The sequence below is a fragment of the Mesorhizobium sp. M0968 genome, assembly GCF_040319065.1.
In the GTDB taxonomy this organism is placed as follows: domain Bacteria; phylum Pseudomonadota; class Alphaproteobacteria; order Rhizobiales; family Rhizobiaceae; genus Mesorhizobium.
In genome coordinates, this window is sequence record NZ_JAMYNL010000002.1 from 540,064 (window position 1) to 551,262 (window position 11,199).

The 11,199-nt window shown below is 63.1% G+C and carries 11 protein-coding genes; 3 read left to right on the top strand and 8 right to left on the bottom strand.

From position 1 onward, the window contains the following. The 4 genes from NKH67_RS05440 to NKH67_RS05455 form a co-directional block, all read right to left on the bottom strand. The gene (locus NKH67_RS05440) at positions 1-609 is read right to left on the bottom strand and encodes a hypothetical protein (RefSeq protein ID WP_352501085.1); all 609 of its coding nucleotides are present in this window, start codon (positions 607-609) and stop codon (positions 1-3) included. Positions 610-678: 69 nt separating this feature from the next. Then, a complete protein-coding gene (locus tag NKH67_RS05445; RefSeq protein ID WP_352501086.1) occupies positions 679-1,692 on the bottom strand; it encodes a ribonuclease T2 family protein in 1,014 nt (337 codons plus the stop codon). A gap of 120 nt (positions 1,693-1,812) precedes the next feature. Then, positions 1,813-2,262, bottom strand: coding sequence for a MarR family winged helix-turn-helix transcriptional regulator (locus tag NKH67_RS05450; RefSeq protein ID WP_352471518.1), 450 nt, complete (start codon positions 2,260-2,262; stop codon positions 1,813-1,815). After that, the gene (locus NKH67_RS05455) at positions 2,259-3,044 is read right to left on the bottom strand and encodes an alpha/beta fold hydrolase (RefSeq protein WP_352501087.1); all 786 of its coding nucleotides are present in this window, start codon (positions 3,042-3,044) and stop codon (positions 2,259-2,261) included. The genes NKH67_RS05450 and NKH67_RS05455 overlap by 4 nt, the downstream gene beginning before the upstream one ends. Before the next feature lie 269 nt (positions 3,045-3,313). On the opposite strand from NKH67_RS05455, the gene NKH67_RS05460 reads away from it, so the two are divergent. The 3 genes from NKH67_RS05460 (at position 3,314) to NKH67_RS05470 (ending at position 7,149) form a co-directional block, all read left to right on the top strand. Next, positions 3,314-4,249 (top strand): alpha/beta fold hydrolase, encoded by a 936-nt coding sequence (locus NKH67_RS05460; protein ID WP_352501088.1) that lies wholly within the window; start codon positions 3,314-3,316, stop codon positions 4,247-4,249. 78 nt (positions 4,250-4,327) lie between these two features. Further along, entirely contained in the window at positions 4,328-5,503 is a 1,176-nt protein-coding gene (locus NKH67_RS05465; RefSeq protein WP_352501089.1) for a CaiB/BaiF CoA transferase family protein, read from the top strand. Beyond that, the gene (locus tag NKH67_RS05470; protein WP_352501090.1) at positions 5,500-7,149 is read left to right on the top strand and encodes a thiamine pyrophosphate-binding protein; all 1,650 of its coding nucleotides are present in this window, start codon (positions 5,500-5,502) and stop codon (positions 7,147-7,149) included. Before NKH67_RS05465 ends, NKH67_RS05470 begins: the two co-directional genes overlap by 4 nt. Before the next feature lie 40 nt (positions 7,150-7,189). On the opposite strand, the gene NKH67_RS05475 is transcribed toward NKH67_RS05470, so the two are convergent. The 4 genes from NKH67_RS05475 to NKH67_RS05490 form a co-directional block, all read right to left on the bottom strand. Next, positions 7,190-7,633, bottom strand: a complete 444-nt coding sequence (locus tag NKH67_RS05475; protein ID WP_352501091.1) for a CHRD domain-containing protein — start codon at positions 7,631-7,633, stop codon at positions 7,190-7,192. Between the two features lie 147 nt (positions 7,634-7,780). Beyond that, positions 7,781-8,752: an ABC transporter substrate-binding protein gene (locus NKH67_RS05480; RefSeq protein WP_352501092.1), complete on the bottom strand. Its 972-nt coding sequence runs from the start codon at positions 8,750-8,752 to the stop codon at positions 7,781-7,783. Between the two features lie 40 nt (positions 8,753-8,792). After that, positions 8,793-9,929, bottom strand: coding sequence for an ABC transporter permease (locus tag NKH67_RS05485; protein ID WP_352501093.1), 1,137 nt, complete (start codon positions 9,927-9,929; stop codon positions 8,793-8,795). Further along, complete coding sequence (locus NKH67_RS05490) at positions 9,926-10,804, bottom strand: ABC transporter permease (protein ID WP_352501094.1); 879 nt, start codon at positions 10,802-10,804, stop codon at positions 9,926-9,928. Before NKH67_RS05490 ends, NKH67_RS05485 begins: the two co-directional genes overlap by 4 nt. Positions 10,805-11,199: the final 395 nt, after the last annotated feature.

Sequence of the window (11,199 nt, forward strand, 5' to 3'; positions counted from 1 at the left end):
TCAGGATTGTTTGCGCCATCCGCCGATCGCAACCGAAACCGCCATCAGCGCGATCGCCAGCCATTTCAACGCGGTAATAATCGGGCCGGCTTCGACATCGTAGGCAATGAACAGAAGAATGCCCGGCACCAGCAGGCCGCAGAGCACGAGCGTGATCCGATTGATCTGCCATGACACTTTTGCCGCAAGCGCCTGGTCGCCGGGCACGGCGACAAGCGCGGCCCGCATTGCCTTCGGCGCCACGAGCGTGGTCGAAAGACGCAGCGAAATCGGCAGGCCGATGCCGATGATCAGGAAGGCGCATGCCGCCAGGAGCAGCGAAAACTTGAGCGCACTGGTTTCGGCCGGTACCGGGAACAGCAGCGCCGCCAGCGGCAGGAAGACACAGAACATCCCGAGCGCGGCGATGGCGATGAAGATCGCCGCGTTGACCAGCGTAAACAATTGGTAGGTGCCGCCGCCGACGGGTTTGGCGAGCGTGGTCATGCGCGCCCACTCCACCTCGGTGTAGGAAAAGCCCGGCCACTCCATATGGCCGTCGCGGATCGCCGTCATGCCCTTGGCCCAGAACGCCAGCCGCGCCAGCGCGCCGCCCGTCATACCACTCATCGCCACCCCCTATGATGCCCCCGGGATCATACCATCCCCGGTGCAAAGCGACAGTCGCGTACGGCCTGTTTACTGGAACCCGACGGCATCGACCGCGCCCTTCGGGCAGCCAGCCTTGGCTGTCGGCGCCGAGGCAAGCAGCAGGGCACCGAGCGAAGCGTTCGAAGCGATCGGGCCGGTCAGGCCGAGCGTCAGTTCGCCGATTAGCCGCCTGCCGTTCGAAGGATCGACGACGCAGGACACGCGGACCCGGTCGCCCGCGCCTTTGCCGAAGGCACTGTCGAAGGTGCTGCGGATCTGATCGGACGTGAGCTGCTTGCCGACGCTCTTGGTGAAGAGATCGCGCACCGGCGACGCGTTCACCGCGTGCATCAGGTTCAACGCGTCGGCGAAATACTCCTGCTGGCTCTTGCCGTAGCAGGTGCCGTGCTTGATCCATTCATGCCTTTCGAGGGCGGATGCGGTGCCCGGCATCACCTGGTCGAGTTCCGCTCGCGTTTTCGGGTCAAGGGTGACCGGCGGCAAGTCTCGCCAGTGCGCCGGATCGTCGTTCGCCTTGTCGCTTGCGGCGACCTGGCAATAGAAATTTCCGTTCGGCTGCGGCCACAATCCATGCAAGGTGAAGTGGGTCGCATCGAAACCGGCGGCGGTCTGCGCACGGCATTCGGCCTTGCTGGATTTGGTCTCACAAAAAGCCGGCTGCCAGCTCAGCGCGAAGACATATTCCGGCTTTCCGGACGCCGATGGCTTGTTCGGCTCGGCAGGCGCCGGTGCAGCCGGCATCGTCGACGCGCTGCCGCCCGAAACACGACCGCAACTGATCTTGACCCAGCGGCGCTCCGGATCGGCGCCCGGCACGCGAATGAGGTAGTGGGTGGGCGCGTCCTTGTTGCCGGCCAGCAGATCATAACTCTGACCAGCCGCGGTCGAGACATTGCCGGGATTCTTGCCGCTCTTGATCGCCTGTGTCGCCGGACAGGCGGCATCGGCGACGAAAGAGCCGGTCATCTTCACATCGGCCCGCGCCGCGCTTGCGCCAGCAAACGCAACAAACACTGCCCCCCATATCGCCCAAATCCGCATTCCGGCACTCCTCGTGATTCACGCCGCAAGCTAGAAACTTGCGACATGTCAGAATTACGATTTCTTTCGCCGGCCGTAAAAACAATCGCCAGCGCATTGAGACGGCTCGCGCGTGGTCGATCAGGATCCGCCCGCCTCCACCCGTTCCGTCAGGGTGCGCAGCAGATCAAGCGAGGCTTTCAGCACGTCGGCGTCCATACCCTCCGAAACGCGGTTCGCCCAAACATGCTGGCGTGTGCCGATATTCTTGACCGCTGCCCGGCCGGCATCGGTTATCGACAACAGCTTGGCGCGGCGATGCGCCGGGTTGTCGGCGTAGGCGGCAAGCCCCTCCGCAGCCAGTATGTCGGCAAGCCGCTGTACACTCTGACGGGCGAGACCCATGTCGCGGGCGATGTCGGCCACAGATTTCGGCTCCTTCAAAACTGCACCCAAAACCTGCCAGCGCGCTGCCGTCAGCCCGATTGGAGCGGCCAGCCGGTCGGCCGCATCCAGAAAACTGCCGTTCATCCTGAACACGGCAAGCACCAGTTCGGTGAGCACATTTGCCGCTTCGGTCCTGGTCGTCATTTCTGGCCGGCCTCGATGGTCGCGACGAAATTATTAACGGCTTCGGCTACGACCTCGGGCTTGTCAAGCATCACCCAATGGCCGCTGCCCGCCACGATCTGGCGCGGAATGTCCGTGCGCAGCCGGTAGAGCGCGGCTGGAGTGTCACTGGCCTCGGTAGCCAATACGAACATAGGCCCGCGATACGCATCGACTGCCGGCTCCGGGTTCCATTCGGCCAGTGCCTTGCCGACACCTGCCCTCGCCGCCGGATCGACCACTGCCGCATCGGCCAGAACACGCTGGCGAACAGCCGCGTTAGGGCCGGCAATCGACGTGTAATAGGCGTTCAGGACATCACGGCCTTGCGGACCGGCCAGATCGCGGACAAAGCCGTCACGAATCGCCTGCGGCAGCGCACGAGGATCGGTCGCCGGGTCGACGAGCAAGACACCGGCTACCCGGTCGGCATGGCTGGCGGCATAAGCGAGCGCCACGCCACCACCGCCGCTCTGCGCGACAATGAGAAACCGCTTCAGGCCAAACGCGTCGGCCACGGCACCGACATCCATTGCGCGACCGTCATAACCATAGTCACCATCCTGCGCCGGCGCGGAGGCGCCATGACCGCGAAAATCGAAGGCTACCGCCTCGCGGCCTTCGACGGAGAGTTGCATCACCCGGTCCCAGTGGGAAGCGCGGCTGCAATCCCCATGCAGGAACATGATCGGCAGGCCATTGCCGGCGTTGATCCTATAAGTGGCAAGCTGGCCTTGCGGGCCTGGAACAGTGGACGTCATCATGGTCATCTCTCCCTGGTATCCTGACTGAACGCAGCAATCCCTGACAACAGGGTGGCCGTCGTGAAGGCGAAGCCCGCCAGCAAGATTGCATGCCGCGAAATGGCCCCGGTGGTTTTCATAGTCATACCCCCAATCTGCCGCTGACAATTTGACAGTATGCTGTCATGTAATCACATTGACAGCATGCTGTCAACTACCGTCGAATGGGTACCCTACGTCCCTTGACGTCGATCGCTGCGTCGCCCAACAGTCGCCGACGGGAGCGAGACATGCCATTTGACAAGCAGAGGATGCTGGCATCGCCGACCGGCGCCGAGCTCAACCTTTATGTGAAACACGCCATCGGCCAACCGCGCGCCATTGTCCAGGTCAATCACGGGTTGGCCGAGCACGCGGCGCGCTATGCCCGTTTCGCCGATTTCCTTGGCGAGCGCGGCTATCAGGTCTACGCGCACGACCACCGTGGCCACGGCGCCACCAAGGCGCCCGACGCGCCACCTGGCAGGTTCGCCGATGCGGATGGCGGTGCCAAGGTCATCGCCGATGTCGCCGCCGTCCATGATCTCATCGCCAGGGAACAGCCGGGTCTGCCGATCATCGTCTTCGGCCACTCCTTGGGCGCGTCGGTCGCGCTGAATTTTGTCCTCCGCCACTCGGCGCGCATCCATGCCGCCGCGATCTGGAACGGCAATTTCTCGGCCGGACTGCTCGGCCAAATCGCGCTGGCCATGCTTGGTTGGGAAAAGTTCCGGCTTGGCTCAGACGTGCCGTCGCGCCTGCTGCCCCGGCTGACGTTCCGGGCCTGGGGCAAGGCGGTGCCCAATCACCGGACGCCGTTCGACTGGCTGTCGCGCGATGCCGCTGAAGTCGAGAAATACATCGCCGACCCGCTTTGCGGCTGGGACGCATCGGTGTCGATGTGGCAGGACATCGTCATGATGACGCTGCATTGCGGCAGCGACCGCAATTTTTCCGGCGTGCGGCGCGACCTGTTCGTCAATCTGGTCGGAGGCGAGCAAGATCCGGCCTCGGACGGCGGCAAGGCGGTCAGCCATCTTGCCGGCCGGATGCACATGATGGGCTTTTCGAATCTCGTTTCAAAGGTTTACGCCAAAACCCGCCACGAAAGCCTGAACGAGATCAACCGAGACGTCATCATGGAGGATTTTGCCGCCTGGGCCGACCGCGTGCTGAGGGCACAGTGATACTGGCCCATTGCAAGGGCCGTGACAGCGGCGCGCGGGATTGATAGAGGCTGCGCTTTCGATCAACCACGGTGATCCATGACTGAGCCTCCGCTCAAAGACATCCGCGTCATCGAACTCGCACGCATCCTCGCCGGGCCATGGGCCGGACAGCTGCTTGCCGACCTCGGCGCCGACGTGATCAAGGTCGAGAGCCCGGACGGCGGCGACGACACCCGCAAATGGGGACCGCCCTTCGTCATCGGCCATGACGGCGAGAACCTTTCGGCCGCTTATTACCATTCCTGCAACCGCGGCAAGCGCTCCATCGCCATCGACTTCTCGACGCCCGAGGGTGCCGAGACGGTGCGCCGGCTGGTCGCGACATCGGATGTGCTGATCGAAAACTTCAAAGTCGGCGGACTGAAGAAATACGGCCTCGACTATGACAGCCTGAGGAAAATCAACTCGCGGCTGATCTATTGCTCGATCACCGGTTTTGGCCAGTCGGGACCGTATGCGCCGCGTGCCGGCTATGATTTCATCATCCAGGGCATGGCCGGCATGATGTCGATCACCGGCGAAGCCGGCCGCGAACCGCAAAAGGCGGGCGTCGCTATTTCAGATGTTTTCACCGGGCTTTATTCGGTCATCGCCATCCAGGCGGCGCTTCGCCATGCCGAGAAGACCGGCGAAGGCCAGCATATCGACATGGCGCTCTACGACACCCAGATCTCGACGCTCGGCAACCAGAACCTCAACTATCTCGTCTCCGGACAGTCGCCGGTGCAGATGGGCAATGCGCATATGAACATCGCGCCCTACGAAGTGGTGCCGGTGAAAAATGGCCACATCATCCTGGCGGTCGGCAATGATGGCCAGTTCGCAAAGTTCTGCGCTGCCGTCGGCCTCGATGAGCTGGCGTCGAACCCTGACTTCGCCACCAATCCCGCCCGCGTCGCCAACCGGGCAAAGCTGCGCGAGCATATGATCGAGGCGCTGAAAGCCTTCGATCGCGACCCGTTGCTGGCCAGACTTGAGACTGCCGGAGTGCCGGCCAGCCCGATCAACAACATCGGCCAGATGTTTGCCGACCCGCAGACCATCGCGCGCGGCATGCGGCTCGACCTCGATGACGGCCATGGCAATCTCTTGCCCTCGGTGCGGGCGCCGATGGTCATGTCCGGCACGCCGCTGGTCTATGAACGTCCGTCACCGCGTCTCGGCGAACACACCGAAGAAATCCTTGCCGAACTGGAGAGGTCAGGAAAATGAAGACCGGCGGACAACTCATCGTCGATGCGCTCGAAGCCAACGGAACGGACCGTATCTATTGCGTACCCGGCGAATCCTATCTGGCGGTGCTCGACGCGCTGCATGATTCACCGATCCGCACAATCGTCTGCCGCCAGGAGGGCGGTGCCGCAATGATGGCCGACTGCCACGGCCGCCTGACCGGCAGGCCCGGCATCTGCTTTGTCACCCGCGGCCCAGGCGCCACCAATGCCTCTGCCGGCATCCACATCGCGATGCAGGATTCAATCCCTCTCATCCTGTTCATCGGCCAGGTCGCCAGCCACGCCAAAGGGCGCGAGGCCTTCCAGGAGGTCGACTACGTCAGGTTCTTCGGCGATATTGCCAAATGGGTGGTCGAGATCGACGACGCCGCACGCATACCCGAATTCGTCACACGCGCCTTTGCGGTGGCGACGTCCGGCCGGCCCGGCCCGGTCGTCATCTCGCTGCCCGAGGACATGCTGACCAGCCTCGCCGAGGCACCGGACGCCCGGCATTATACCCCTGTCGAGACGCGGCCTGGCGAAGTCGAGCTCGACGCACTGGAAGTGTTGCTCAACAAGGCAAAGCGGCCCTTCGTCATCCTCGGCGGTACGCGCTGGGACGCGCAGGCCGTTGCACGGATGCGGACGATAGCCGAAGCCTGGTCACTGCCGGTCGGCTGCTCCTTCCGCCGCCAGATGCTGTTCGACCATCTCCACCCGAACTATGCCGGCGATGTCGGCATCGGCATCAATCCCAAGGTAGCAACCGCCATCAAGCAGGCCGACCTCGTGCTGCTGATCGGCGGCCGTATGGGCGAGATGCCGTCATCCGACTACACGCTGCTGAAGAGCCCCTACCCCGACCAGACGCTGGTCCATATCCATGCCGACGCCGGCGAACTCGGCCGCGTCTACCGGCCGGCGCTGGCGATCAATGCCTCGCCTGCCGCTTTCGTCGAAGCCTTTGCCGGACGCAAGCCGACCGCAACGCCGGTCTGGGCGGCTGAGGCAGCGAAGCTGCACGCCGCCTATCTCGACTGGTCGACGCCTCCGGAGAGCGGCCCCGGCGCCGTCCAGATGGGGCCGATCATGAATTATCTCGAAACGATGCTGCCGGACGACGCCATCCTCACCAACGGCGCCGGCAACTATGCCACCTGGGTGCATCGCTACCATCGCTTCCGGCGTTTCGGCACGCAGGCAGCACCCACATCCGGCTCGATGGGCTACGGCACGCCGGCGGCGGTCGCCGCCAAGCAGCTTTTCCCCGACCGCGACGTGATCGCCTTCGCCGGCGACGGCTGTTTCCTGATGAACGGCCAGGAATTCGCCACCGCCGTGCAATACGGGCTGCCGATCATCGTCATCGTCGTCAACAATGGCATCTACGGCACCATCCGCATGCATCAGGAGCGCGAATATCCCGGCCGTGTCGTCGCCACGGACTTGAAGAATCCCGACTTTGCTGCTTTGGCCCGTGCCTATGGCGGCCATGGCGAGACGGTGGAAAAGACCGCCGACTTCGCGGCGGCCTTCGAGCGAGCGCGGGCCAGCGGCAAGCCGTCGATCGTAGAGATCCGGCTCGACCCTGAAGCCATCACGCCGACCCGCACGATGTCCCAGATTCGCGACAAGGCCTGACAAAACAGGATGATTGCCCTGTTTTGTCGTCGTGATCTGCCTATTTGGCCTTCTCGATCTGGCCGCGGATCTCGCCGTCCGCATGGGCCGCGGTGTGGATGTTGACGTAATATTTGCCAGCCTCAAGATCGGTGGCCTGGGCATCGGTCAATGTCGCCGAACCCTTGATCGGGCTCTTCAGCTTGCCTTCGAACGGCACCACCGGATCGGCGTTTTGACCCTTTGCCGCCGGGCCGTGAATGTGTGCGGCCTTCGCCGGCCCGCTGAGGCCGGAATATCTCACGGTCCAGCTGAGTTTCTTGGTGGCGGTGTTGAACCTGAGCGTGGCGGTGCCCTTGCCCTTCGTGGTGACGGGCGGGTTCTGCTGAGCACCATCGAGCGTCGCCGTCATCTTTATGGTTTCGGCCAAGGCCGGTGAAGCGGAGAAGATGGCTGCAGAAATGGCCAGCGCCGAAAGCATCGGCGTGAAGGACTGGATGCGCATGGAAACCTCCGTTGTGACACCCTTGAGGCGGATGCACCGGCACAACGATTTTGCGAGCGGATGTTTCCGCCGGTAACGTTTATTTTACCTCCCACTAAAAAGGGGCGGTCGCCCGCCCCTTTTCCGCTACAAGCCAGTTTGACAGCCCTATTTGATGGCCTTGTCGGTGATCGCCGTCGTGTAGGCGCCGGTAGGCTCCTTGCTGATGATCTTCTGGTCGAGCAGCGCCTTGGCGGTGCGCTCGTACGTCGCCGGATCGAGCTTGCCATCGGCATTGTCGATCAGCTTGGCGACTTCGCCCATCATGCGCTTCTGGTGATTCTCGTCCTGGCCGCCATTGTCCATGACGATGCCGGCCGCTTCGTCGGAATGGTCGACGGCGTATTTCCAACCCTTCATCGAAGCGCGCACGAAACGCACCATCTTGTCCTCGAAGGCCGGATCCTTGAGCTTGTCCTCCAGGGCATAGAGCCCGTCTTCGAGCAGATCGTTGCCCATGGCGGAATAGTTGAAGACGGTCAGCTCTTCCGGCTTGTAGCCGGCGTCGATGAGCTGCCAGTACTCGTTATAGGTCATGACCGAAATGCAATCCGCCTGCTTCTGGATCAGCGGCTGCACGTCAAAGCTCTGCTTGAGCACGGTGACGCCGTCCGGCCCGCCATCGGTCTTGAGGCCAAGCTTGTTCATCCAGGCATAGAACGGATACTCGTTGCCGAAGAACCAGACGCCGAGCGTATGGCCTTTGAAGTCGGCTTCGGTCTTGACCGGGCCGTCCTTCGGGCAGACCAGTTCCATGCCGGCCTTCTTGAACGGCTGGGCGATGTTGACCAGCGGCACGCCCTTTTCGCGCGCAGCCAGCGCACCGCCCATCCAGTCGACGATGACGTCGGCGCCGCCGCCGGCAATAACCTGCTCCGGTGCAATGTCCGGGCCGCCGGGCTTGATGTCGACGTCGAGGCCCTCGGCGTCATAGAAGCCCTTGGCCTTGGCGACATAATAGCCGGCGAACTGTGCCTGCGTGACCCATTTCAGCTGCAGCGTCACCTTGTCCGCGGCCATCGCCTGGAACGCGGCAAGCGACATCGCGCCGGCCAGCATCGAAACAACAAGTCTTTTCATGTTTTTACCCTCTGAAGTTAGCGCCCTAAACCCACCGCCCCTATCCACCACGGACAGAGGGATGCCAAAACGTGACTGCTCTCTCGAAAAGAGCGACCACGCCATAAAAGACCGAACCCGCAAGTGCTGCAACTGCGATTTCCGCCCACACCATGTCGATGTTCATCCGCCCGACTTCCGTCGAAATGCGGAATCCCATGCCGACCACCGGCGTGCCGAAGAACTCGGCGACGATGGCGCCGATCAGCGCCAGCGTCGAATTGATCTTCAACGCATTGAAGATGAAGGGTGCCGCCGCCGGCAGCCGCAGCTTGAACAGCGTCTGCCAGTAGCTCGAGGCATAGGTGCGCATCAGGTCGCGCTCCATATGGCCGGAGGCGGCAAGCCCGGCGACGGTGTTCACCAGCATCGGGAAGAAGGTCATGATGATGACCACCGCTGCCTTCGACTGCCAGTCGAAGCCGAACCACATGACCATGATCGGCGCGACGCCGATGATCGGCAGCGCCGACACCATATTGCCGATCGGCAAAAGCCCGCGCCGCAGGAACGGCACGCGGTCGGCGGCGATGGCAACGAGGAAGCCGGCGCTGCTCCCCACCACATAGCCGAAGATAACAGCCTTGAAGATGGTCTGCCTGACATCGGCCCCCAGCACCGGCAGCGAGCCGACGATGCGTGCACCGATGGCGCTTGGCGGCGGCAACAGGATGAAGGGAATGCCGGCACCACGCGTCACCGCCTCCCAGATGATCAGGATCCAGGCGCCGAAGATGGCCGGAATGATCAGGCGCAGGGCGGTTGACGCCCAGCGCGACGTCGGGCGAAACGACGACAAGACCGTTACGCAGCGCCAGGCCAAAAACCACGCCGCGACGAGCAGCAGATAGAAGGATGCGCGAGCGCTGCCCTCATTGCCGGTTATGCCGGCGAGCAGCATCCACGCTGCGCCATGCGCGCCAAGGAACAGCAACACCACCCCGATCATCGGTGGAAAGTTGTCGGCCTCGATTGCCACGAGCAGCAAAATGAAAATCAAAACCGCAGTTGCCATGCCGTAACCGGGCGTAGCGCTGACGAGCGGCCAAAGAAGCAGCGCGCCGGCAAGCAGGACAAGCGCTGCATACCCCTGCCAGGATCGAGGCGTGATTGAGGAAAGGCTCAGGATGGAGCTCATGCCGGCCTCCCGCCCATGGCGCGGTCGACAAGGCGCCCGGCGATGCCGACGACCATCACCAGCAGCGCCGCGACCACCGACCCGGCAACCAGAGCCGACCAGATGTCGATGGTCTGGCTGTAGTAGGCGCCGGCGAGCAATTTGGCGCCGATGCCGGCGACGGCGCCGGTCGGCAACTCGCCGACGATGGCGCCGACCAGGCTGGCGGCCACCGCCACCTTCATCGAGGTAAACAGGAACGGCACCGAAGCCGGCACCCGCAATTTCCAGAAGGTCTGCGAGGCACTGGCATTATAGGTGTGCATCAGGTCGAGATGGGTAAGCTCGGGCGAGCGCAGTCCCTTCACCATGCCGACTGCCACCGGAAAGAACGACAGATAGGTCGAGATCAGCGCCTTCGGGATAAGCCCGGTGATGCCGATCGCCGCCAGCACGACTATGATCATCGGCGCCACCGCCAGGATCGGAATGGTCTGCGAGGCGATGATCCACGGCATCAGACTGCGGTCGAGCGTCGCCACATGCACGATGCCGACGGCGATGACGATGCCGAGCGCCGTGCCGAAAGCAAAGCCGAGCAGCGTCGACGACAGCGTCACCCAGGCATTGTAGACAAGGCTGCGGTTCGAGGTGATGCTGCGCAGAAAGGTGTTTTCGAAAAAATTCACCGCCACCTGATGCGGCGCCGGCAGCGTCGGCTTCGGCTGCGCCAGCGTCTTGCCGATGAATTCCACAATACCCGGTGTCTGATTGGCGCGGCGGTCGAGATCGCGCTGGAACGGCGTGTTGAGGATGACGGCCATGACGTACCAGACGACGACAACGCCCAGGAGGATCGAGGTCACCGGAACGATCTTGTCGCGAAACGAGTCCATCTAGCAGGCCTCGCCGGGTAAGCGCCCTCCTCTCCCCAACGGGGAGAGGGTGACTGGAGCGAAGCGGAGGCCGGGTGAGGGTGACCGCGCTTTTGTCATCCTAGGGCGGAACCGCCGCGAAGCGGCGTGCGTATCGGGAGCGCCCCACCACGCTTTCGTCATCCTAGGGCGAAGCAAGGAGCGAAGCGACGCGGCGCAGACCCTAGGATCCATGCCATTATCTCCCCGCTCCGCAACGGTGCTGAAAATGGCTCCCTCCACACCGCTCTGCCCGGCGAATATTCTGAACCGCTTGCGCCTTTCGGCTAATGTCACGGCATGATGGGGTGGACGGCGCCCGACGGCATCGGATGTGCCAGAATGAGTTCGTTGAGATCTCAAACAAGGGAGCCGTC